This is a genomic window from Polaromonas sp. CF318, from assembly GCF_000282655.1.
In the GTDB taxonomy this organism is placed as follows: domain Bacteria; phylum Pseudomonadota; class Gammaproteobacteria; order Burkholderiales; family Burkholderiaceae_C; genus Polaromonas.
This window is the reverse complement of the sequence record NZ_AKIV01000092.1, coordinates 1-21,070: the sequence shown is the minus strand read 5'-3', so window position 1 is coordinate 21,070 and position 21,070 is coordinate 1. Positions and strand designations below refer to the sequence as shown.

Here is a 21,070-nt window from a genome sequence, read left to right as displayed (position 1 = left end):
CCCGGCAAATTCCCCGGCCGGGGCCAGACGGTAAAATACCGGGTTACCCCTGATCTTTCCCCCTCCGGAGCAGCCTACATGGCAAACACGCAAATGATGGCGAATGCGATACGCGCACTCGCAATGGACGCCGTACAACAAGCCAATTCCGGACATCCCGGCGCCCCCATGGGCATGGCCGACATGGCCGTCGCCCTCTGGGGCAGCCACCTCAAGCACAGCCCGCACAACCCCAACTGGTTCGACCGCGACCGTTTTGTGCTCTCCAACGGCCACGGCTCCATGCTGATTTACGCCGTGTTGCACCTGACCGGTTACAAACTACCCATCGGCGAACTCAAAAACTTCCGCCAGCTGCACAGCAAAACCCCCGGCCACCCCGAATACGGCTATACCCCCGGCGTGGAAACCACCACCGGCCCGTTGGGCCAGGGCCTGACCAATGCGGTCGGCATGGCGCTGGCTGAAAAGCTGCTGGCCAAGGAATTCAACCGCGAAGGCCACAGCGTCGTCGACCACAACACCTATGTGTTCATGGGCGACGGCTGCCTGATGGAAGGCATCAGCCATGAGGCCGCGGCCCTGGCCGGTGCCTGGAAACTCAACAAGCTGATCGCGCTTTACGACGACAACGGCATCTCGATTGACGGCCAGGTCGCGCCCTGGTTCATCGACAACACCGCCGTGCGTTTTGCCGCCTACGGCTGGAACGTGCTGGGCCCCATCGACGGCCATGACGCCGAGCTGGTCTCGCAGGCCATCGAAGGCGCGAAAAAGTCCAGCGACAAGCCCACGCTGATCATCTGCAAGACCCACATCGGCAAGGGCTCGCCAAACCGCGCCAACACCGCCAAGGCCCACGGCGAGCCGCTGGGCGCCGAGGAAATCAAGCTCACGCGCGAAGCCCTGAACTGGCCCCACGCCCCGTTTGAGGTGCCGAAAGAAACCTACGACGCCTGGGACGCCAAGGCCAAGGGCCTGGCCGCCGAGGCTGCCTGGGACGCGAAATTCGCCGCCTACAAGGCCGCCCACCCCGAACTCGCCGCCGAACTGGTCCGCCGCATGAAGGGCGAACTGCCCAAGGCTTTCGCGCAGCTCGCGGTCGACACCGTGATTGGCGCGCACACCAAGGCTGAAACCGTGGCTTCGCGCAAGGCCTCGCAGCTCGCGCTCGAAGCCTTCACCGCCGGCCTGCCCGAGATGCTGGGCGGCTCGGCCGACCTGACCGGCTCCAACCTCACCAACACCAAGTCCACGCCCAGCCTGCGTTTCGACATGAACGGCGAAGTCGTGCTGACGGCCAATGCCGACGGTGTGAGCGCCATAGGCCGCCACATCAACTACGGCGTGCGTGAATTCGGCATGGCCGCCATCATGAACGGCATCGCGCTGCACGGCGGCTACATCCCTTACGGCGGCACCTTCCTGACCTTCAGCGACTACAGCCGCAACGCCATCCGCATGGCCGCGCTGATGAAGCTGCGCGTGGTGCATGTGTTCACGCACGATTCCATCGGCCTGGGCGAAGACGGCCCGACGCACCAGTCCATCGAGCACGCCGCCAGCCTGCGCCTGATCCCCAACCTGGACGTCTGGCGTCCGGGCGACACGGCCGAAACGGCCGTCGCCTGGGCCGTCGCGCTCGAGAACAAGAGCAAGCCGACCGCCCTGCTGTTGAGCCGCCAGAACCTGCCTTACGCACCCAAGAAGGACCTCGGCAACATCAGCCGCGGCGCCTACGTGTTGGCCGATCCCGACGAAGTGGGCCTGAACAAAAAGGCCCAGGCCGTGATCATCGCCACCGGCTCCGAAGTGCAGCTGGCGCTCAAGGCCCAGGAACTGCTGGCCGCCCACAAGATCGCCGTGCGCGTGGTCTCCATGCCCAGCACCACCACCTTCGACAAACAGAAGACCGCCTACAAGACCGAAGTCCTGCCCGAGGGCATCCCCCGCATCGCGGTGGAAATGGGCGCGACCGACGGCTGGTGGAAATACGGCTGCGCGGCCGTGGTCGGCATCGACAGCTACGGCGAGTCCGCCCCCGCGCCCGTGCTGTTCAAGCACTTCGGCTTCACGGCCGAGAACGTCGCCGACACCGTGCGCACGGTGCTGCGCAAGTAAGCGCGGCCCGCCGATCCAACCCGAATTTCAACTTCCAGGAGCAACAGCAGATGACTATCAAACTTGGCATTAATGGTTTCGGCCGGATCGGCCGCAACGTGTTCCGCTCGGCGATCAAGAGCTTTAACGACATCGAAATCGTCGGCATCAACGACCTGCTCGAGCCCGACTACCTGGCCTACATGCTGAAGTACGACTCGGTGCACGGCCGCTTCGAGGGCGACGTGTCCGTCGACGGCAACACCCTCATCGTCAACGGCAAGAAGATACGCCTCACGCAGGAGCGCGATCCCGCCAACCTCAAGTGGGGCGACATCGGCGCCACCGTGGTGCTGGAATCCACGGGTCTCTTCCTTGACAAAGCCTCCGGCGAGAAGCACCTGGCCGCCGGCGCGAAGAAAGTCATCTTCTCGGCGCCGTCCAAAGACGACACCCCGATGTTCGTCTTCGGCGTCAACGACAAGACCTACAAGGGCGAGGCCATCATTTCCAACGCCAGCTGCACCACCAACTGCCTGGCGCCCGTGGCCAAGGTGCTGAACGACAAGTGGGGCATCAAGCGCGGCCTGATGACCACGGTGCACGCCGCCACCGCCACGCAAAAAACCGTGGACGGCCCGAGCAACAAGGACTGGCGCGGCGGCCGCGGCATCCTGGAAAACATCATTCCTTCTTCCACTGGCGCGGCCAAGGCCGTGGGCGTGGTGATTCCCGAGCTCAACAAGAAGCTGACCGGCATGTCCTTCCGCGTGCCGACCTCCGACGTCTCGGTGGTCGACCTGACCTGCGAACTCAACAAGGAAGCCACGCTGAAGGAAATCTGCGCCGAGATGAAGGCGCAAAGCCAGGGCGCGCTGAAGGGCATCCTGGGCTACACCGAAGACAAGGTGGTCGCCACCGATTTCCGCGGCGAGACCTGCACCAGCGTGTTTGACGCCGACGCCAGCATTGCGCTGGATGGCACTTTCGTCAAGGTCGTGGCCTGGTACGACAACGAATGGGGCTACTCCAACAAGTGCCTGGAAATGGTGCGCGTCGTGTCGAAGTAATTCGCCGCGGCTTCACCCAAAAAAGCGCCTTCGGGCGCTTTTTTTTTCGGCTTCGCACATCAAAAGGCCGCGAGCGGTCAATGTCCGTTGACCCAGACCCGTCCAGCCCGTATGGTCCCCGCATGCCGCGCCCATGCCGCGCGGCGCAAGGGAGGAATGACCATGGCGCAGCAGCCGTTCAGGGATTGGCTTGTCCAGAAAAGCTGGGCACAGGGCGTGTATTACAGCAAGGCGGTGGCCTGGCTGTTGCCGCCGGCGGCGCTCGCCGCCGACGCGCCTTACTTCAGCATCGCGCAGCAGCACTGGCCGGCGGGTGTAGCCGGCCTGCTGGCCTGGCAGCTCACGGCCGAGCTGTTCTTCATCGCGGTCATCCTGGCGGACCGGTTTGTGCCCCGGCTGCGCGGCCAGGAAGGCGCGCTCAACGCCGCCTGCGCCGGCGCCATGCTGTTGGCCACCTGGATAGGCGCCGTCCACGGCGCGATGTGGGGTGATTTGTCCATCTATGCCGCGGGCGCGACCTTTGTCGCGGCCGTCATGTGCACGCCCAGCCCGGTGCGCAAGCCCATGTACCTGCTGAGCTTCGCGGCGCTGGGCCTGGCCGCCGCCCTGCGTGGGCACGCGGGCCTGGAGCTCCTCGCCGCGCTGGTCAACCCGTTCTGCATCCTGGTGCTGTGCGTGGCGCTCGACAAGCTCATGCTGGCGCGCAATGCCGAGCTGTACACCGAGACGCAGCGCGCCGAGAGCGAATGCGCGCGCGCCGACAAGGTGCTGTACAACGTGCTGCCGGCCTCCATCGCCGATGAGCTCAAGCGCGACGACAAGGTCAACGCGGTGAAGTTCGACAACATGGGTGTGCTGTTCGCCGACATCGCCGGCTTCACGAGCTTTTCACGCGCCCTGCCGCCGGACGCACTGGTGCTGGTGCTGAACCAGATTTTCTCGGCCTTTGACGGCCTGGTGGAAAAGTACGGGCTGGAAAAAATCAAGACCATAGGCGATGCCTACATGGTGGTGGCCCATCACCGGCTCGACAGCCTGGGGCGGCTGGCGCTGGACATGGGCGAGGCTTTGCGGTGCTACAACGCCGCCAACGGCACACGGCTGGCCATGCGCATAGGCATGCATGCGGGGCCCGCGGTGGCGGGGGTGATAGGCGTCAAGCGCTTTCTCTACGATGTCTGGGGCGACACGGTCAATGTGGCCAGCCGCATGGAGGCCAGCGGCGAGCCGGGCGCCGTCCACGTCAGCGAGGTGGTCTACCTGCAGACGCGGCAGCACTTCGCTTTTGCCGCGCGCGAACCCATAGAACTCAAGGGCCGAGGCCGCATGGCCACCTACTGGTTGCTGGGGCCGGTGCTGAAGGAGCATCCGGCAGCGGAGCGGCGCGGCGCCGCGGCGGAAACCCTCGCGGCCTGAAGCGGCGAGGTGCCGTTGAAAACCGCGGTTAGCTGCCCAGCAGTTCGGCCGGCAACGCCAGGCCGGGCCGCTCGTCGTCCCAGGCCATGGCACTCATCTTCCAGCCCTCAGGTGTTTTGATGAACTGCGTGGAGATCACGCCGCGCGCTTCGAAGGTCTTGCCGTCCTGCGTCCCGGCCTTGCCATAGGCGCTGTAGCGGTGGGCAATGTTGCCGAACATTTGCGTATGTTCCGACAGCTCCCATTCCTTGAAGCGGGTCAGCGCGCCGCTGTCCACCAGGGCCTGGCGCGGCGCGATGAACTCCGCGACGCTGGATATTTCGGGCGTGGCCCCCGTGTTCTTGATCAGCAGGCCGGTGGCGATGAACAGGCCGTGAATGTCGCCATAGGACGGCACCTCACCGGGTTCAAACGACACCGCGCGAAAGAATCGGGCAGCCAGAAGATCGAGTTCCCGCTTCACGGCAACATGGCCAGGGTCTTTGTTCAGCATACCGCAGTGTAGGAGCTTGCGGCAAATCCTGCAGGGCTGCGGTCTTACAGCCCTTCGAGCAGCGGCTTGAGCGCGGCCCCGGCCAGGGCGATCACCAGCGGGTGTTTCAGGAAGGCCTTGAGCCTGGATTTCGCGTCGGCCTTTTCTGCCGGCGTGGCAGCGGACTTTTCAATCTGCTCGACGATGTTGCCCAGTGCCAGCCGCAGCTGGACGGCAATGTCGGTGTTCGTGCTGCTGTCCTCGTTGTGGCTGCTGTCGCTGTAGCTGGCTTTGCCGCCGAACCACGGGAACTGGATCACCACGGTGGCCGCGTCCATTTTTCCGAAGGGGGCGGGCTGCCCCTTCTTCTTGAGCCCGTCCTCAAAACTCTCGATGCCAAAGGGCGTGAGTTCAAAGCTGCCCAGGATGTCGTCCAGCTCCCGCGCGGTATCGGGCATGGGCTGGCGCTGCCGCAGGTAACCGGTCTTCACCAGTTCGCTGCCGGCCTTCAGGAAGTCGGCGGGGCTTGCGTCCCCGGCGGACACGCTGCTCAGGCGGATGGGCCCGGGGATCGAATGCTTGATGTAGCAACTGCCCATCATGAGATTGCGTACGTTGTCATTCATCATGCTCTCCTTGCGGTGTTTGCCCGCCTCAGCGGACTTCCAGGTATTGCGCCTGCTCCAGCAGCGATGAGATAAAGCCGTTGATGGTCTCCTGCCCGCCGCCCAGGTTGTTGTAAACCCCGACGACGCGCGGGTTGATGCGCGTGCCCGCGTCGTAAATCTTGGCCTTGATGGCGCCAAGCGCCATGATGGCGTTCTGGATGGTGGAGGCGTTGATCTCGCTGGGCATGGGAATGATGGTCGAGACGCTTTCCCCGCTGATGCCCAGGGTCTGCACCACCAGCGTTCCCGACACCTGCTTGGCCTGCGCGGCCGCGCCCAGCGCGAACAGGTTGCCCAGGTCGACCGAACCTTCGTTGACGGTGATGTTCGCCGTCAGGCGCAGGCCCACGCCGACGTACACCGGCACGATCACGGGCGGGCTTTTCTGGGCCGAGAGCGAGGCGGTTTTTTTGCCGTCCGAAACGGAGATGTCCACGCCGAAGGATTTGGTCTCGAACTTCACATAGTCCAGCACCACCACATAGCTGTTGCCGGCCACGCCGGCCTTGGCCGGGCCGAAGGTGATGCCGCCGTTGGCCTGGATCTGCCCTATCGCGATCCGCATGGTCTCGTCGGGAAGCGCGTCCAGGATTTTGGTGTTGCTGGGTGCCGTCTCGGCCTTGAGCCGGACCGGTAGTGGGTCTATGGGGTGGTAGCCGTAAGACGGCGCCAGTTGCGGATCACCCGGCGTCCTGGGAGGCGGCATGGGCCATGAGGTACAGCCAGCCAGCAGGGTGGCGAGCAGCAAGGCAGGCAGTGAAAGCAGCGGGGGAAGGCGACGCATGTTCAGATCCTCCTGATGTGCGTCCGCCGGGACAGCTTTTTTCCGGCACCGGATTCAGGGTCGGCTCGCTGTGCGAGGCAGACTGTGTCTACGCCCGCTCACACCTTAGTCCTCGCGCCTGAAAACAAAAAGCAAATATTCACCGAAAGAAGGGGCGGCGGTCGCCGCCCCCGCTCAGCCGCCGGCCGGCTTTTCTTCGCGCCCGCCCGGGTAGCGCGCAAAACGTGCCGGCTCGCGGCCGTGCACGGGCGCGTCGTCGGTGAAAGACCAGCCGCCAAACTGGGTGCGCTGGTAGTCGGCCAGGGTCTGCGCGATCTCGGCCTGGCTGTTCATCACGAAGGGGCCGTACTGCACCACGGGCTCGCCAATCGGCTTGCCCTGCAGCAGCAGGAATTCGGCTTCCTCGCCGCCGCTATTTTCCAGTTGCACGGCCTGGCCCGCACGCAGCGTGATCGCCGCCTGGCTGTCAATGGCTTGGCCGGCCACGCTAACGGAACTGCCCTTGAAGAAGTAGAGCTGACGCTGCGTGCCCTGGCCCGTGGCGGCCGGCAAAGTCCAGCGCGCGCCCGCCGCCATGCGGATGGTCCAGATCGCGACGTCGGCTTCGGCTTGCGCGGCCCAGGAGTCGGGCGGCGGCGCCAGCGGGGCGGCTTGGGCATCGCCCATGCGCCCGGCGATGAGGGCGACCTCGGTTGTGCGGCCCGCCTCGTCGGCCACCTGCTTGCGCGGGATGTCCTGTGACCAGAACATGGTGAAGTGCGGGGCCGACATCTTGCCGGCCGCCGGCAGGTTAAGCCAGATCTGGAACAGCTCCAGCGGGTTGGGATTGTCCGCATCGAGCAAGGGGAACATCTCGGAATGCACCACGCCCTGGCCGGCCGTGAGCCACTGCACGTCGCCGCGGCCGAAGCGCGCGGTCGCTCCCAGGGAGTCGGAATGGTCGACCAGGCCCTTGCGCACAATCGTCACGGTTTCAAAGCCGCGGTGCGGGTGTGCCGGAAAGCCCGGCACCGTGCTGCCGTGGTACATATTCCAGCCGTCCTTGCGCGCAAAGTCCTGGCCGATGTTGCGCCCCGCGAGCGAGGCGTCCGGGCCCATTTGTCCATTGGCCTTGGGGTAGGCGTCGTCGTGGTAGACGCAAAAGAGGAAAGGGTCCAGTGTCGCCCAGGGAAAACCCAGCGGCTGGACCTGGAGGACGGGGCTGGTGGCGGAATGGGCGCCGGCATGGGCGGCGTGGTCGTCAGGCATGGAAAAGCCTTTCTGGCGTGGAATGTTCAAAGAACAGATATGAGGCCGGCCGCTATTCCTTCAAGCGGCGTCGCCGGCCTGCGCCTTCCCGGCATTCTCAGGCCTTGAGCTTCCAGCCCGTGCGGAAGATCCACCACACCACGCCCAGGCACAGTGCCAGAAAGCCCAGGATGGCCAGCACGCTGAGGCCCACATTGACATCGGCCACGCCGTAAAAGCTCCAGCGGAAGCCGCTGATCAGGTAGACCACGGGGTTGAACAGCGCGATCTTTTGCCACAGCGGCGGCAGCATGTTGATGGCGTAAAACGCACCGCCCAGAAAGGTCAGCGGCGTCACCACCATCAGCGGCACGACCTGCAGCTTCTGGAAGTTGTCGGCCCACAGCCCGATGATGAAGCCGAACAGGCTGAAGGTCAGCGCGGTCAGCAGCAAAAAGCACAGCATCCAGAAAGGGTGGGCGATCTCATAGGGCACGAACAGCCGCGCCGTCGCCAGGATCAGCAGGCCCAGCATGACGGACTTGCTCGCCGCGGCGCCCACATAACCCATCACCACCTCCATGGAGGACACCGGCGCCGACAGCAGTTCGTAAATCGTGCCCGACCATTTCGGCATGTAGATGCCGAAGGCGGCATTGGAGATGCTCTCGTTGAGCAGCGACAGCATGACCAGGCCGGGGATGATGAAGGCGCCGTAGCGTATGCCCTCGATGTCGCCCATGCGCGAGCCGATGGCGGCCCCGAACACCACGAAGTAGAGCGAGGTTGAGATCACCGGCGAGGCGATGGACTGCATCAGCGTGCGGAAGGTGCGCGCCATTTCAAAGCGGTAGATCGCGCGGATGGCGTGCCAGTTCATGCGGCCTCCTTGTGGGTGGCGGGTTGGTCGGCATGCACCAGGCTCACGAAGATGTCCTCGAGCGAACTCTCGCTCGAGTGCAGGTCCTTGAAGTCGATGCCGAGTTCGGCCAGCTGCCTGAGCAGGGCCGCGATGCCGGTCTCCTCGGTCTGCGAGTCGAAGGTGTAGACCAGGGTATGGCCTTCCTGGGTCAGCTCCAGCGGCAACCCGGCCAGCGCGGCCGGAATGTCTTGCAGCGGTGTCTGCAGCTGCAGGCTCAGCTGCTTCTTGCCGAGCTTGCGCATCAGCACGGCCTTGTCTTCGACCAGGATCAGCTCGCCCTTGTTGATCACGCCTATGCGGTCGGCCATTTCCTCGGCCTCCTCGATGTAGTGCGTGGTCAGGATGATGGTCACGCCGCTGCCCTGCAGGTCGCGGACCATTTGCCACATGCCCTTGCGCAGCTCGACGTCGACACCCGCGCTGGGTTCGTCCAGGAACAGGATGGTCGGCTCGTGCGACAGCGCCTTGGCGATCAGCACCCGGCGCTTCATGCCGCCCGAGAGCGTCATGATCTTGCTGTCCTTCTTGTCCCACAGGGAAAGGTCGCGCAGCACTTTTTCGATATAGGCCGGGTTGGGCGCCTTGCCGTACAGGCCGCGGCTGAAACTCACGGTGGACCACACGGTCTCAAAAGCGTCGGTCGACAGCTCCTGCGGCACCAGGCCTATCTTGGCGCGGGCGGCCCGGTAGTCGCGCACGATGTCGTGCCCGTCGGCGGTCACCGTGCCCGAGCTGGGTTTGACGATGCCGCAGATGATGCTGATCAGGGTGGTCTTGCCCGCGCCGTTGGGGCCCAGCAGCGCGAGAATCTCGCCGCGTCGTATCTCCAGGTCCACGGACTTGAGCGCATGAAAGCCCGAGGCGTAGGTTTTGCTGAGTTGCTGTATGGAAATAATGGGATTGGCTTGCACGCGGCATCCTGATGAAAGTGGCACCGGAAGACCTGGTGCCGGAAGAGACCCGGATCATTCTATAGAGCGCGGGTGAAAAAGCGGGGACTAGGGTTTTCAGGGCAGTGCCGCGCGCCGCGCGGCCGTTTGTGAGGGCGCGCTACTGCCGATTGGGGACAGGGCGTCGCACGTCCGTCCTACAGCTCGTGCGGCCGCGGCTTGTCAACTTGGTCGCTCATCCTGTTGTCTGCATCAGCCATGGTTCTTTCAAGGCAGCCAGGCACCCAGTGGCCGGACCGGTGCCACCGGTGACACGGTCGTGATCGTTCCCGCCCCGGCCCGTTAAGCCTCCAGCTTTCGAATCGCGCAGGCCGGCGCACGCGCAAGCGTTCGCCGGCTTTTGTCCATTCAGCGGCGGATCACGCGGCCGTGGCGGCCTGCAATGCGGGAAAAGGCTCGCGCCAGGCCGGCAGTTCATTGAGTTGCGCATGCCAGCGCCGGATTTCCGGAAAGGCCTGCAGCGGCAGCCCGGTCTTGCCCGCATAGGGCAGGGTGATGGCCACCGCGAAGTCGGCCACGGTCAATGCGTGGCCGACGAGGTAGTCGCGCCCCTTGAGATGCGCTTCCAGCACGCCGGCGTAGCGTTCGAAGTCCGGCGTCACCCTCGCGATTTCGGCCGGGTCGGCTTCGCGGCGCAAAAAGCGCGGCTTGATGATGTGCTCGAAATAAAACGTGGCGGCGGCCGGCGCGAACTCGGTCGCATCCCACATCAGCCAGCGCAGCACCTCGATGCGGCGCTCGTCCCGCGGCCACAGGTCGGAGCCGGCTTTTTCGGCCAGGTGGCACATGATGGCGTTCGATTCCCACAGCGTGGTGGTTCCGTCCACCAGAACCGGCACCTTGGCATTGGGGTTCATCGCGCGGAACTCAGGCGTGCGGTGTTCGCCTTTTTCCAGCGTGACGTAGATGAACTCCACCGGCAGTTTCAGGTGCCTGGCGACGGCGCAGGCTTTTCGCGGGTTCAGCGTGTCCGAGTAATAAAGCTTCATGTGCTTCTTTCCATGCTGTGTGTTTTACGCGGCCATGCGCGGCAGGTCGGACCACACCGGCCTGACCTCTATGGTCGCGGCGCGGGCCATGGGGTGGCCGGCCGCGATGTCGATGGCTTCCTGCATGCCGGCGCAATCAATCAGCCCGTAGGCTGCCATTTTTTCCGCGCTGTCGGTGAAGGGACCACCGCTCACCACGCGTTTGCCACCCCGCACCCGCACCGTCATCGCGTCGTCGGGCGGGCGCAGCGGGTTGCCGTGCTGGAGGATGCCGCGGCCCTGCATGTCACGGACCCAGGTGCCTATCTCGGCGACCAGCGCCGGCGTGGGGGCAAAGGCCGCGTCATGGCAGATGATCAAAAGGAACTGCATGTGCCGCCGCTCAAGGCATGGGCCGCGGATTGATCACCATCCACGACACCCCGAAGCGGTCGACCACCATGCCGAAGGCCGAGGCGAAAAAGGTCTGGGTCATGGGCATTTCGACCTTGCCGCCTTCGCCCAGCGCCTTGAAGAGGCGCTCAGCCTCGGCATCGCTGGCTGCCGTCAACGACAGCGAGAAGCCCTTGAATTCGGGCTTGCCGGTGCCCATGCCGTCGGAGGCCATCACTTCGGTCTCGCCGATCTTGAAGCTCGCGTGCATGATGTTTTCGCCGGGGATGGCGCCGCCGTCGGGGCCGCAACCCTCGCTCGGAGGGTCGGGGTTTTCCTTGAAGCGCATCTTCATCGTGACTTGCGCGCCAAGCGCCTTTTGGTAGAACGCAATGGCTTCTTCGCAGCGGCCGTTGAAAAACAGGTAGGACTGGACCAGCATGGTGGGCTCCTTGGTGGGTTGATGGGGTTTGATGAGGGTTGATGGGTTTGGCTGTTTCAGCCACTCTTTGGCGCGGATTGCTCAGGCCCTGTCGTAAGCTTCCTTGAGGGCCTTGATATTGATCTTGCGCATCTTGAGCATGGCGCCCATGGCGGCGCCGGCCTTGGCCGGGTTCTTGTCACCCAGCATGTCGCCGAGCGCGGTCGGGATGATCTGCCAGGACAGGCCGAACTTGTCTTGCACCCAGCCGCACTGGTTGGGCGCGCCGCCGGCCGAGAGCTTGTCCCAGAGCTCATCCACCTCCTCCTGCGTCTTGCAGTCCACGAACAGCGAGATCGCCGGTGTAAAGCTGAAATGCGGGCCGCCGTTGAGCGCCATGAACTGCTGGCCCTCGAGCTCGAAGCTGCCGGTCATGACCGAGCCCTCCGGCCCCGGGCCTTCCTTGCCGTAGCGCCTGAGCATGGTGATCTTCGAGTTCTTGAAGATGGAGACGTAAAAGTTCATGGCCTCCTCGGCCTGGTCGTTGAACCACAGGAAGGGGGTGATTTTCTGCATGCTCGGGTTCCTTGTCAGAGCGGTTTCACAGGGGAAATCCGGGATTCGGGGTCTTGTGCGGTGGCCCAATCAGCAGTATTGTGTACACCGTCCACAAAAGAATAGCAAAGATAATGAACGCTGTCCACATAAATAAGTAACAAGCCATGTCGAGCGCGCCCCAGCTACCGCCCCCCCGCAGCACCTACCGCCACGGGGACTTGCGGCGCGCCCTGCTGGACGCCGCGGTGGAGCTGGCCCGCGCGGGCGGGCCCGAGGCCGTGGTGCTGCGCGAAGCCACGCGTCGCGCGGGTGTCGCGCCCAACGCGGCTTACCGCCATTTCGAGAACCGCCAGGCTTTGCTTTACGCGGTGCGCTCCGCCGCGCTGGCGGCGGTGGCCCGCGCCATGGAGGCCGAGCTGGCCGCCCTGCCGCAAGGCTTATCGCCCGCCGAATTCGCGCGGGCCAACCTGCGCGCGGTCGGCACCGGCTACCTGCGTTTTGCGCAGGCCGAAAGCGGGCTGTTCCGCACGGCCTTCGGCCCTTCGGATGACTTGAAGGAAAGAGCCCAGGGCACGCCCGCGGACAGTGAGCGCAAGGGCCAAAGCGGGCTGGACCCTTTTGAGCTGCTGGGCGCCGCGATCGACAAACTCGTGAGCGCCGGCGTGCTGTCGCCCGAGCGCCGCCCCGGCGCAGAGTTCCTCGCCTGGTCGGCGGTGCATGGCCTGGCCATGCTGGTCATAGACGGCCCGTTGGGCCCCATCCTGGGCCCGCAGATGCAGCAGATCGGCCAGCGCCTGATCGATATGGTGGAGAAGGGCCTGTGCGAGAAGCAGGCCCTGCCCAGCTGATCCGGCCGTTCAGAAGTTGTGCTGGATGCCCACGCCGTAAGCCCGGATCACGTCGTTGGCGACACGGTTGTTGGGGTCGGTTCGGTCATAGAAGGCGTACAGCGAGGTGCGGTTGCTCATCTTGTAGGAATAGCCTGCCTGGAAGCGTTTGAGTTTTCCGGCCGGATCGCTCTGCACATCCTTGCGGATGTAGTTGCCCATGACCTTGCTGGTGGGTGTCAGGTCCCAGGAGGCGCCGATCATCTGCGCATCGACCTTGCTGCGTGACAGCGGGCCCCCCGCGAAGTTGTCGCGGTTGTAGACCGCCCAGGCTCGCACCTCGCCGAAGTCGTAGGAGCCGACCAGCATCCATTTGTTCCTGAAGTCATTGAGCAACGCGCCGCCGCGCTTGCTGTCGGTGCCGTAACCGATGCCCAGGCCCAGCGGGCCGCCGCCTTCGCCGTAGCTCAGCGAGACATCGGTCTGCTTGTAGTCGCCCTCAAAGCGTATCGGGCCCGCCGGGTTTTCCGCCAGGCCTTCACCATTGAGGTAGTGGCCGGCGCGGAAAACAAAATTACCCATCACCGGGCTGGCGTAGCCGATGGCGTTCGACACGCGTGTGCGCGCGTTGAAGATGGAGGTGCCTATGGCCGTGGCGCCGGCGTCGTGGATCACATATTCCACGTTCCGGCTCAGGATCGCGTAAATCGGCGTGCGGCTGGGCGCGGCGGAGTCGATGCGGCCGATGTTGACCACCCCGAAGTCGCCGCCAATTCCGACAAAGGAATTGCGGTACATCGGTGTGCTCGAGGCACCGGTATCGGAAGAGATTCCCATCTCCAGCCCGAACAGGGCTTTAAGGCCTCCGCCCAGATCTTCGGTGCCCTTGAAGCCGAGCCGGGACGCATTGCCCGTGATCAGCGTCTGCGAAACGGAGCCGGTCTTCGAGTTCTCGAAGCTCGTGTCCATCCTCCCGTAGATCGTTACCGTGTTCTGTGCCAGCGCGGCCACAGGTGTTATTGCGCCGGCGGCTACCGCGGCCAGGCAGATCATTTTCAGTTTCATCCCTCACTCCTCAAAAGTTTTCTCGATGGCGGAGATTCATCGCCGCCGTTTGGGTTGTCGCGGGCAAAGCTCGCCCAGGCCGCGGAAGACCTCGTCTTCAGCGGGCGGAAAATCCAGGGGGAAGGCGTGGGTGTCAGCCGTCCGGCTGTGGCGTGACGCCAGGGTGGCGGGGATTCATGCGCGGCTAGTCCAGAACAATCTTGTTGGCCTGGGCGATGTTCTTGAAGAACTGAATGCGCTGAATCACCTCCTGCCGGTATTCGGCGGGCCGCACGTTCTCGGGAAGCATGGCGCCGCGCTTGCGCCAGATCTCCTGCGTCTCCTTGTCGCGCAGGATGCTGCGCATCGCGTCATAAAGTGTCTGGATGATGGGCTCCGGTGTCTTTGCCGGTGCCGCCAGTCCCGTCCATGAGGTGAGGTTCAGCTCAGGCAGCTTGAGCTCGTCAAAAGTTGGAACGTCCGGCAGCTGCGGCACGCGCAGCGGCGCCGCGACGGCCAGCGCGCGCAGGCTCCCGTTCTGCAGCATGGCGAGGTTGGACGAGAGGTTGTTCCAGGTCAGCTGCACCTGTCCCGACAGCAGATCCGTCAGCGCCGGGCCGGAACCCCGGTAGGGGATGTGCGTGATGAACAGGCCGAGCTTGGCCTTGAGCAACTCCATGCTCAGGTGCGCCACCGAGCCGTTGCCCGACGATGCATAGTTCAGTTTGCCCGGATTGGCCTTGGCATAACGCACACACTCGGCAAAGTTCTTGACGGGCAACTTGGCGCTGGCGACCAGCACATTGGGCAGCCTGTCGATCAGTGTGATGTAGGCAAAATCATTGACCGCGTCGTATGGCAGGTTGGTCGAGACCGCGGGGCTGACCACATGGGTCGACTGCGAGGTGACGACCAGGGTATAGCCGTCGGGCGCGGCCTTCGCGCCGATGCCTGTGCCGATGGCGCCGCCCGCGCCGGCCTTGTTGTCGATCACCACCGGCTGGCCCAGCAGCCTGCCCAGCTTGTCGGCAATGGCGCGTGCCGAAATGTCCACCGCGCCTCCGGGCGGAAAAGGCACGATCAGTGTGATGGGCCGGTTGGGCCAGGCGCGCGCCTGGCTGAATGCCGGGCAGGCCATCGCGCCGGCCGCACCGGCCGCCATGCCGAGAACCTGCCTGCGGTTGCGGATAAGTGTCATGCTGTGTCCTTGGCCTTGCGTTCGGCCTGAATGGTTTCTTCCCTGATGTAGTCCGCGATGTCCTGCAGCACCAGGTGAATGCGCTTCCTGAGTTCAGGAAACCGCCGCTTGGGCTCGCGTGTTTTTTCGTCGAGGTAGAGGCCTCTGTTGATCTCGATCTGCAGGCTGTGCTGTCCGAGCGCGGGCCGGCCCAGGCTGCGCACCAGGTCCTGGCCCGCGTAGGGGTCGTTCAGTGCCACTGAGTAACCGTGCCGCCGGAAGGCTTCGCCCACAAAATCCACAAACGCCGCGTCGCAGCTCGCGCCGTGCAGGTTGCCCAGCACGATGTCGGCCAGGGGCTTCTCCGGAAGTCCGAGGCGCGCATAGGCATTGCTGGGCATGGAATGAAGGTTCAGGTGCCACCACCCGCCCTGCCGCGTGCGGGCGCCGGCCAGTGCATCGGCCAGCGCGCGGCGATACGGCCGCCAGCAGCTTTCAATCCGCTGCGCGATTTCGCTGGCATGGAGCCGGCGGCTGTAGATCGGCTCCAGCGTCGGTGTCTTGCTGAACACCAGGCCGTTGCCAAGCCGCAGGCAGGGCTGCGAGGGCGCCACCGGCCCGGCCCATTCGCCGTCGAGCATCGCGACGTCTATGTCGTCCTCCGCGCGATTGGGGTCGATGTAGCTGCGTGGAAAGGTCGCGTGCACCAGCGTCGCGCCCACCAGCGGCGCCGTGTCCCACAGCTGCTCGACCAAGGTGTCCTCGCATTTGCGAAGCTGCTCCAGGCCGATGGTGAAATCGAAGTCCTGCGGATAGCAGGTGCCGCTGTGCGGCGAGTCGCATACCAGCGCGATGCGATCGCCGGCGGGGCGTATGACTTTGACGGGCGCGGTGTTGCTCATGGGCCGCAGTGTGCAGTCGCGCCCGCCGCAGGGCAAACGACAATTTCAAAGCAGGTGATTAGATGATCTAATGCGTCCCATGAAATTCAAGTCACCTTCACTGGCCGAGCTGCACGCCTTTCTCGGGGTCTGCCAGCTCGGCAGTTTTCGCCGCGCGGCCGAGGTTCTCTCCGTCACCCAGGGCGCCGTCAGTCAGGCCATCCTGCGGCTGGAACAAAGGCTGGGCTGCAGCCTGTTCGACCGGCAAGCCACGGGCGTTGTGCCCACGGCCCGCGGGCGTGAATTCCAGAAGCTGGTGGAAGTGCATGTGGCCGGGCTGGAATCGGCGGTCACGCAGTTCAGCGGCGCGCCCGCACAGCGCAAGGTCCGGGTCAGCGTCCTGCCGACCCTGGGAACACGCTGGCTGGTTCCCAGGCTGGCTGGCTTCCAGTCCTTGAACCCGGACATCGAAGTGGAGCTGCGCCAGTTCCGCTTCGATGAAGACTTCACGCGTGACGACGTCGACCTGTGGATCGCGCTCAAGCGGCCCGGCAAAAAGTGGCCGCGCGGAATCCAGGGGCGCTACCTGCTTGGCAAGGAGATCACACCGGCCTGCACACCCGCGCTGGCGCGCAACCTCCAGCAGCCGGCCGACCTGGCCACGCGCCCCCTGCTCCATCACATCAACTACCCGGACAACTGGGCCGTATGGATGGAAGGCGCGGGTGTGAAAAAACCCGTGCCCGCGCTGGGCCCCGGCTTTGACCTTGGCAACAACCTCATCGTCGCGGCCACTGCCGGCATGGGCGCCATCGTCATCCAGCCCTGCCTGATCGAGAGCGAGTTGCGCAGCGGCCAGCTGGTCCTGCCTTTCGATATCTGCGTTCCCACCGGCCGCGGCTACTACCTGTGCCAGCGTTCGGCCACCGCCAACACGAACCGCGCAGTGGACGTGTTTGCCGCATGGCTGCAACAGCAGGCTGTCGACACGGCCCGGGTCTAGCCCGGCAGCCGCGCCCGCTCAGGCGGCACCCGTCGGCCCCGGGCGCGAAGGCAGGCCCATGCCCGCGGGCAGCCCCTCGCGCAGCGCCTCCACAAAGCGGCGCAGCTTGGCCGGGTAAAAACTCGAATAGGGATAGATCAGGTAAACCGGCAGCGGCGCGGCGCACCACTGGGGCGCCAGGTGCAGCAGCCGGCCCTCCGCCACATCGTCGGCCACCAGCCAGGTCGAGGCGATGCTCGCGCCCAGGCCCAGCAGCGTGGCATTGCGCAGCGCGAACAGGCTGTCGGTGCCCAGGCGCGGCCGTATCGCGAAGCGGTAGTCTTCGTTGTCGCGGCCGGCGTGGCGCCGCGTCAGCGCCACCTCGTTGCGGTAAAAGGTCTGCAGCGCCAGCCAGGGCAGGGCCTGCAGCTCGGCCGGCTGCAGCGGCGGCGGCCGGCCCTGCAGCAGCGAAGGCGCCGCCACCACGATGCGCCGCACTTCCGCGATCTTCACGGCCACCAGCGAAGGGTCTTCCACCGCGCCTACATGCACCGCGCAATCTATGCCTTGGGCGATGAAGTCCGGCGTGCCGTCATGCAGCAGCCATTCCACCGTCACGCGCTCGTGGCGCCGCAAATAGTCGACCACAGGCCCCACCAGCTGCTGCTGGCCCAGCGCGTGCGGCACGACCACACGCAGCGTGCCCTCCGGCACTTCCTGGGTGCCGCGCAGGTCGGCTTCAAAGGCGTCCCAGTTGCCCAGCAACTCCTTGGCGCGACTGAAGCAGCGCTCGCCGTCCTCGGTCAGCTTCATCGCATGGGTCGAGCGCTGCAGCAGCTTGAGCCCCAGGGACCGCTCCAGCGCCTGCAGGCGCCGGCTCACCGTGGGCTGCGTCGCATTCATCTGCGCGGCGGCGGCCGACAGGCTGCCCGCTTCCACGATGCGCACAAAGGTCTGCATCAGTTCAATCCGGTCCGGCGCGGTTTTCATGGGTATCCGTATATGCGTTTGACGTATGACCATTGTGCCCAATAGCCGCCTTCACAGCGCAAAACCCGGCCCGCATACTCGCTTCCTGCTTCAAACCTGGACTCTTGCCATGACTTCCACTCTTTATACGCATGACCACGCCGCACCGGCGTTGCCGCTTTCCTTAATCCTCCTGCTCGCCACCGGCGCCGGCCTGGGCGCGGCTTCGCTCTATTACAGCCAGCCCATGCTGGCCCTGCTGCTCGCCGAATTCAAATCCACGCCCGCCGCCCTAGGCCTGGTGCCCACCTTGACCACGCTGGGTTACGCGCTGGGCATTGGGCTGCTCGCGCCGCTGGGCGACCGCTACGACCGCCGCCGCATCATCCTGGGCAAGGCCGCGGCGCTGGTGCTGGCCTTGCTGCTGGCCGCGACTGCGCCCTCGGTCGCGGTGCTCGCGCTGGCCAGCCTGGCGATAGGCCTGGCGGCCACGCTGGCGCAGGACATCGTGCCGGCCGCCGCCACGCTCGCCCCCGAAGCCCACCGCGGCAAAACCGTGGGCACCGTGATGACCGGCCTGCTGCTGGGCATCTTGCTGTCGCGCGTAGTGGCCGGTGTGGTGGCCGAGCAGCTCGGCTGGCGCAGCATGTTTGTAGCCGCGGCCCTGAGCATCGCGCTGCTGGGCATTGCCGTGTGGCGGCGCCTGCCGCGTTTTGAGCCCACCACGCAACTGCCCTACCTGGCGCTGCTGGGCTCGCTGGCCACGCTGTGGAAGCGCCACGGCGCGCTGCGCCGCGCCGCCCTGGCCCAGGGACTGATCAGCATAGGCTTTAGCGCCTTCTGGTCCACCCTGGCCATCATGCTGCACGCCGCACCCTTCAACCTGGGCAGCGGCGCGGCCGGCGCCTTCGGCCTGGCCGGCGCCGCCGGTGCGCTGGCAGCGCCGCTGGCCGGCCGCCTTGCCGACAGCAAGGGCCCGGAAGTCGTAACCCGGCTGGGCGCGGCGCTGGTGGCCGCCGCTTTTGTCGCCATGGCCGCTGTCCCCGACCAGCTGTGGCTGATCGCGCTGGGCGCCGTGGTGTTCGACCTGGGCGCGCAGGCCACGCTGATCGCGCACCAGACCATCATCTACAGCATAGAGCCCGCCGCGCGCAGCCGCCTCAATGCCGTGCTGTTTATCGGCATGTTCAGCGGCATGGCCAGCGGCGCCTGGCTGGGCAGTGTGGTGCTGGCGCGCGCCGGCTGGCAGGGCGTGTGCGTGATGGCCGCTGTGTCCGGCGTGGCCGCTTTGGCGGTGCGCATGTGGCCGGCGAAAAAATACGCGGCCTGCGCCGCCTGATCTTTGCCGCACGTCAAAAAAAAAGACCTCGCGAGAGGCCCTTTTTATCTGTGCACCGCAGCTCAGGCCGCCAGCGCTTCCCTGGGGAAATCCGTCGAAGCGGCCAGCGCCCCCCAGACCTTCAGTTCGCGGTCCACAAACGCATGCTTGTCCGCAATCGTCTGCAGCGTGTCGGTGCCCAGCGGCAGGCGCAGCGGCGGGGCGCTTGCGTCCACCAGCGCGAGCATGGCCTGCGCCAGCCGTAGCGGGTCGCCGGCCTGGTTGTGGTTGATGCGCGTGGCGGCCGCGCGCACCTGGCCGGCGCTGGCGGCATAGTCGTCCAGCATGCGCGGCGACACCGCCAGCGAGTTGCTGTCCAGGAAGTCGGTGCGGAAATAACCCGGCTCCACCACCGTCACATGGATGCCCAGCGGCGCAAGTTCGCCGTGCAGCGCTTCGCTCAGGCCCTCGACCGCGAACTTGGTCGAGCAGTACACGCCAAAGCCCGGGCCCGACTGGTAGCCGCCCAGCGAGGAGATGTTGATGACGTGGCCGCTGCGGCGCGCGCGCATGGCCGGCAGCACGGCGCGCGTCACATTGAGCAGGCCGAACACATTGGTGTCATACAGGCGCCGCACCTCGTCGGCCGTGGCTTCCTCCACCGCGCCCAGCAGGCCGTAGCCCGCGTTGTTGACCAGCACGTCGATGCGGCCGAAGCGCGCCAGCGCGGCTTGCACCGCGGCGGCGGCCTGGGCTTCGTCGGTCACGTCCAGCGGCAGCGCCAGCAGTGCGTCGCTGGCGGGAAAGCGCTTTTGCACCGAAGCCGCGTCGCGCGAGGTCGCCACCACCGCCTCGCCGCGTGCCAGCGCCGCTTCGGTGATACGCGCGCCTATGCCGCGCGCCGCGCCGGTGATCATCCAGACACGTTTGAAATCCGTCTTTGCATTCATGGTCAAGTCCTTCAAAAAATGTTGCTGAGGAGGGCAATGTAGGATTTCCATTAGGTGTTGAATAGCTGGCAGTCATTGGGTTCATAATCAAGTAAATCGTGACAATCGCCATCCACCCCCCGGGAGAAGCCGCATGGCTTTGAATGAACTGCGCGCCATCGCCACCTTCGTCAAGGCGGCCGAACTCGGCAGCCTGCGCCAGGCGGCCGCCGCCCAGGCCATCACGCCGCAGGCCGCCAGCCAGGCGCTGGTGCAGCTCGAGCGCCACCTGGGCGTGCGCCTGTTCCACCGCACCACGCGCAGCCTGAGCCTGACCGAAGAGGGCGAGCAGTTCCTGCAGGCCGCGCAGCCCGGGCTGTCCACCCTGCAGCGCGCCCTGCACGGCGCGCGCCGCGGCCGCGAGGAGATCGCCGGGCCGCTGCGCATCGCCGCGCCGCGCTCCATCATGCTGGAGGTGCTGTGGCCGGTGCTCGAGGAATACTGCCGCCGCCATCCGCAGGTCGAGCCCGACATCCAGATGGACGACCGCATAGGCAACTGGGTCGAGGACCGCGTCGACGTCGGTTTTCGCGCCGGCTCGCCGCCCGAGGGCGGCATCATCTCGCGGCGCATCCTGCCGCTGCAGCTCGTTGTCTGCGCCTCACCGGCCTACATCGCGCAACACGGCGCGCCCCAGACCATTGAAGACCTGGCCCACCACCGCTGCACCGGCTTTCACCACACGGGCACCGGCAAGACCATGCCCTGGGAGTTCAAGGCGGGTGAAGAAGTGGTGGCCCGCACCGTCGCGACCTCCTTCCTCAGCAACGACGTGGACCTCGAAGCCCGCGCCGTCGTCGCCGGCCAGGCCATAGGCCAGCTCATAGGCGTGACCGCCGCGCCGCTGGTGCGCGCCGGCAAGCTGGTGCCGCTGCTCACGCAACACGTCACCGAGCACCTGGGCCTGCATGTGTATTACGGCAGGCGCAACGCG

At 65.6% G+C, this 21,070-nt stretch carries 22 protein-coding genes; 7 read left to right on the top strand and 15 right to left on the bottom strand.

Features of this window, described 5'->3' with window-relative positions:
• Window positions 1-78: 78 nt before the first annotated feature.
• The 3 genes from tkt to PMI15_RS24095 all read left to right on the top strand — a co-directional run bounded on the left by tkt (window position 79) and on the right by PMI15_RS24095 (window position 4,586).
• The gene (gene tkt, locus PMI15_RS17210; RefSeq protein ID WP_007871876.1) at window positions 79-2,121 is read left to right on the top strand and encodes a transketolase; all 2,043 of its coding nucleotides are present in this window, start codon (window positions 79-81) and stop codon (window positions 2,119-2,121) included.
• A gap of 50 nt (window positions 2,122-2,171) precedes the next feature.
• On the top strand, window positions 2,172-3,170 hold the full coding sequence (gap, locus tag PMI15_RS17205; protein WP_007871874.1) for a type I glyceraldehyde-3-phosphate dehydrogenase: 999 nt from the start codon (window positions 2,172-2,174) through the stop codon (window positions 3,168-3,170).
• Between the two features lie 162 nt (window positions 3,171-3,332).
• Complete coding sequence (locus PMI15_RS24095) at window positions 3,333-4,586, top strand: adenylate/guanylate cyclase domain-containing protein (RefSeq protein ID WP_007871872.1); 1,254 nt, start codon at window positions 3,333-3,335, stop codon at window positions 4,584-4,586.
• A gap of 28 nt (window positions 4,587-4,614) precedes the next feature.
• Here the strand turns inward: PMI15_RS24095 and PMI15_RS17195 are convergent, their stop codons facing one another.
• The 10 genes from PMI15_RS17195 to PMI15_RS17150 all read right to left on the bottom strand — a co-directional run bounded on the left by PMI15_RS17195 (window position 4,615) and on the right by PMI15_RS17150 (window position 11,967).
• Complete coding sequence (locus PMI15_RS17195; protein WP_007871869.1) at window positions 4,615-5,079, bottom strand: hypothetical protein; 465 nt, start codon at window positions 5,077-5,079, stop codon at window positions 4,615-4,617.
• Window positions 5,080-5,123: 44 nt separating this feature from the next.
• Window positions 5,124-5,684, bottom strand: coding sequence for a hypothetical protein (locus PMI15_RS17190; RefSeq protein ID WP_007871868.1), 561 nt, complete (start codon window positions 5,682-5,684; stop codon window positions 5,124-5,126).
• Between the two features lie 28 nt (window positions 5,685-5,712).
• A complete protein-coding gene (locus PMI15_RS17185; RefSeq protein ID WP_007871865.1) occupies window positions 5,713-6,510 on the bottom strand; it encodes a hypothetical protein in 798 nt (265 codons plus the stop codon).
• 174 nt (window positions 6,511-6,684) lie between these two features.
• Window positions 6,685-7,758, bottom strand: a complete 1,074-nt coding sequence (locus PMI15_RS17180) for a pirin family protein (protein WP_007871863.1) — start codon at window positions 7,756-7,758, stop codon at window positions 6,685-6,687.
• Between the two features lie 97 nt (window positions 7,759-7,855).
• The gene (locus PMI15_RS17175) at window positions 7,856-8,617 is read right to left on the bottom strand and encodes an ABC transporter permease (RefSeq protein ID WP_007871861.1); all 762 of its coding nucleotides are present in this window, start codon (window positions 8,615-8,617) and stop codon (window positions 7,856-7,858) included.
• Window positions 8,614-9,570 carry an ABC transporter ATP-binding protein gene (locus tag PMI15_RS17170; RefSeq protein WP_007871859.1) on the bottom strand — a complete coding sequence of 319 codons (957 nt, stop codon included), beginning with the start codon at window positions 9,568-9,570 and terminating at the stop codon, window positions 8,614-8,616. Before PMI15_RS17170 ends, PMI15_RS17175 begins: the two co-directional genes overlap by 4 nt.
• A gap of 398 nt (window positions 9,571-9,968) precedes the next feature.
• Window positions 9,969-10,598 carry a glutathione S-transferase family protein gene (locus PMI15_RS17165; RefSeq protein WP_007871857.1) on the bottom strand — a complete coding sequence of 210 codons (630 nt, stop codon included), beginning with the start codon at window positions 10,596-10,598 and terminating at the stop codon, window positions 9,969-9,971.
• 24 nt (window positions 10,599-10,622) lie between these two features.
• The gene (locus PMI15_RS17160) at window positions 10,623-10,970 is read right to left on the bottom strand and encodes a YciI family protein (RefSeq protein ID WP_007871855.1); all 348 of its coding nucleotides are present in this window, start codon (window positions 10,968-10,970) and stop codon (window positions 10,623-10,625) included.
• A gap of 10 nt (window positions 10,971-10,980) precedes the next feature.
• Window positions 10,981-11,412, bottom strand: a complete 432-nt coding sequence (locus tag PMI15_RS17155; RefSeq protein WP_007871845.1) for a VOC family protein — start codon at window positions 11,410-11,412, stop codon at window positions 10,981-10,983.
• 81 nt (window positions 11,413-11,493) lie between these two features.
• Window positions 11,494-11,967 (bottom strand): VOC family protein, encoded by a 474-nt coding sequence (locus tag PMI15_RS17150; RefSeq protein WP_007871843.1) that lies wholly within the window; start codon window positions 11,965-11,967, stop codon window positions 11,494-11,496.
• A 146-nt stretch (window positions 11,968-12,113) separates the two neighbouring features.
• Between PMI15_RS17150 and PMI15_RS17145 the strand changes: the two genes are divergently transcribed.
• A complete protein-coding gene (locus PMI15_RS17145) occupies window positions 12,114-12,797 on the top strand; it encodes a TetR/AcrR family transcriptional regulator (RefSeq protein WP_007871840.1) in 684 nt (227 codons plus the stop codon).
• 9 nt (window positions 12,798-12,806) lie between these two features.
• On the opposite strand, the gene PMI15_RS17140 is transcribed toward PMI15_RS17145, so the two are convergent.
• The 3 genes from PMI15_RS17140 to PMI15_RS17130 form a co-directional block, all read right to left on the bottom strand.
• Entirely contained in the window at window positions 12,807-13,841 is a 1,035-nt protein-coding gene (locus tag PMI15_RS17140) for a porin (protein ID WP_007871837.1), read from the bottom strand.
• A gap of 184 nt (window positions 13,842-14,025) precedes the next feature.
• Window positions 14,026-15,018, bottom strand: coding sequence for a tripartite tricarboxylate transporter substrate binding protein (locus PMI15_RS17135; RefSeq protein WP_007871836.1), 993 nt, complete (start codon window positions 15,016-15,018; stop codon window positions 14,026-14,028).
• On the bottom strand, window positions 15,015-15,899 hold the full coding sequence (locus tag PMI15_RS17130; protein WP_007871834.1) for an N-formylglutamate amidohydrolase: 885 nt from the start codon (window positions 15,897-15,899) through the stop codon (window positions 15,015-15,017). Before PMI15_RS17130 ends, PMI15_RS17135 begins: the two co-directional genes overlap by 4 nt.
• A gap of 79 nt (window positions 15,900-15,978) precedes the next feature.
• On the opposite strand from PMI15_RS17130, the gene PMI15_RS17125 reads away from it, so the two are divergent.
• Window positions 15,979-16,881: a LysR substrate-binding domain-containing protein gene (locus tag PMI15_RS17125; RefSeq protein WP_007871832.1), complete on the top strand. Its 903-nt coding sequence runs from the start codon at window positions 15,979-15,981 to the stop codon at window positions 16,879-16,881.
• 18 nt (window positions 16,882-16,899) lie between these two features.
• Here PMI15_RS17125 and PMI15_RS17120 read toward each other — a convergent pair whose 3' ends face one another.
• Complete coding sequence (locus tag PMI15_RS17120; protein ID WP_007871827.1) at window positions 16,900-17,850, bottom strand: LysR family transcriptional regulator; 951 nt, start codon at window positions 17,848-17,850, stop codon at window positions 16,900-16,902.
• A 109-nt stretch (window positions 17,851-17,959) separates the two neighbouring features.
• Between PMI15_RS17120 and PMI15_RS17115 the strand changes: the two genes are divergently transcribed.
• The gene (locus tag PMI15_RS17115) at window positions 17,960-19,168 is read left to right on the top strand and encodes an MFS transporter (protein ID WP_007871823.1); all 1,209 of its coding nucleotides are present in this window, start codon (window positions 17,960-17,962) and stop codon (window positions 19,166-19,168) included.
• Between the two features lie 62 nt (window positions 19,169-19,230).
• On the opposite strand, the gene PMI15_RS17110 is transcribed toward PMI15_RS17115, so the two are convergent.
• On the bottom strand, window positions 19,231-20,097 hold the full coding sequence (locus PMI15_RS17110; protein WP_007871822.1) for an oxidoreductase: 867 nt from the start codon (window positions 20,095-20,097) through the stop codon (window positions 19,231-19,233).
• A gap of 133 nt (window positions 20,098-20,230) precedes the next feature.
• Here PMI15_RS17110 and PMI15_RS17105 point away from each other — a divergent pair.
• Window positions 20,231-21,070 (top strand): LysR family transcriptional regulator (locus tag PMI15_RS17105; RefSeq protein WP_007871820.1); only part of this gene is annotated, 840 nt, incomplete at its 3' end.

Bases quoted from the DNA above. Each gene is read 5' to 3' on its own strand.
- tkt (WP_007871876.1), top strand. From the start codon at position 79: ATGGCAAACACGCAAATGATGGCGAATGCGATACGCGCACTCGCAATG.
- gap (WP_007871874.1), top strand. From the start codon at position 2,172: ATGACTATCAAACTTGGCATTAATGGTTTCGGCCGGATCGGCCGCAAC.
- PMI15_RS24095 (WP_007871872.1), top strand. From the start codon at position 3,333: ATGGCGCAGCAGCCGTTCAGGGATTGGCTTGTCCAGAAAAGCTGGGCA.
- PMI15_RS17195 (WP_007871869.1), bottom strand. From the start codon at position 5,079: ATGCTGAACAAAGACCCTGGCCATGTTGCCGTGAAGCGGGAACTCGAT.
- PMI15_RS17190 (WP_007871868.1), bottom strand. From the start codon at position 5,684: ATGAATGACAACGTACGCAATCTCATGATGGGCAGTTGCTACATCAAG.
- PMI15_RS17185 (WP_007871865.1), bottom strand. From the start codon at position 6,510: ATGCGTCGCCTTCCCCCGCTGCTTTCACTGCCTGCCTTGCTGCTCGCC.
- PMI15_RS17180 (WP_007871863.1), bottom strand. From the start codon at position 7,758: ATGCCTGACGACCACGCCGCCCATGCCGGCGCCCATTCCGCCACCAGC.
- PMI15_RS17175 (WP_007871861.1), bottom strand. From the start codon at position 8,617: ATGAACTGGCACGCCATCCGCGCGATCTACCGCTTTGAAATGGCGCGC.
- PMI15_RS17165 (WP_007871857.1), bottom strand. From the start codon at position 10,598: ATGAAGCTTTATTACTCGGACACGCTGAACCCGCGAAAAGCCTGCGCC.
- PMI15_RS17160 (WP_007871855.1), bottom strand. From the start codon at position 10,970: ATGCAGTTCCTTTTGATCATCTGCCATGACGCGGCCTTTGCCCCCACG.
- PMI15_RS17155 (WP_007871845.1), bottom strand. From the start codon at position 11,412: ATGCTGGTCCAGTCCTACCTGTTTTTCAACGGCCGCTGCGAAGAAGCC.
- PMI15_RS17150 (WP_007871843.1), bottom strand. From the start codon at position 11,967: ATGCAGAAAATCACCCCCTTCCTGTGGTTCAACGACCAGGCCGAGGAG.
- PMI15_RS17145 (WP_007871840.1), top strand. From the start codon at position 12,114: ATGTCGAGCGCGCCCCAGCTACCGCCCCCCCGCAGCACCTACCGCCAC.
- PMI15_RS17140 (WP_007871837.1), bottom strand. From the start codon at position 13,841: ATGAAACTGAAAATGATCTGCCTGGCCGCGGTAGCCGCCGGCGCAATA.
- PMI15_RS17135 (WP_007871836.1), bottom strand. From the start codon at position 15,018: ATGACACTTATCCGCAACCGCAGGCAGGTTCTCGGCATGGCGGCCGGT.
- PMI15_RS17130 (WP_007871834.1), bottom strand. From the start codon at position 15,899: ATGAGCAACACCGCGCCCGTCAAAGTCATACGCCCCGCCGGCGATCGC.
- PMI15_RS17125 (WP_007871832.1), top strand. From the start codon at position 15,979: ATGAAATTCAAGTCACCTTCACTGGCCGAGCTGCACGCCTTTCTCGGG.
- PMI15_RS17120 (WP_007871827.1), bottom strand. From the start codon at position 17,850: ATGAAAACCGCGCCGGACCGGATTGAACTGATGCAGACCTTTGTGCGC.
- PMI15_RS17115 (WP_007871823.1), top strand. From the start codon at position 17,960: ATGACTTCCACTCTTTATACGCATGACCACGCCGCACCGGCGTTGCCG.
- PMI15_RS17110 (WP_007871822.1), bottom strand. From the start codon at position 20,097: ATGAATGCAAAGACGGATTTCAAACGTGTCTGGATGATCACCGGCGCG.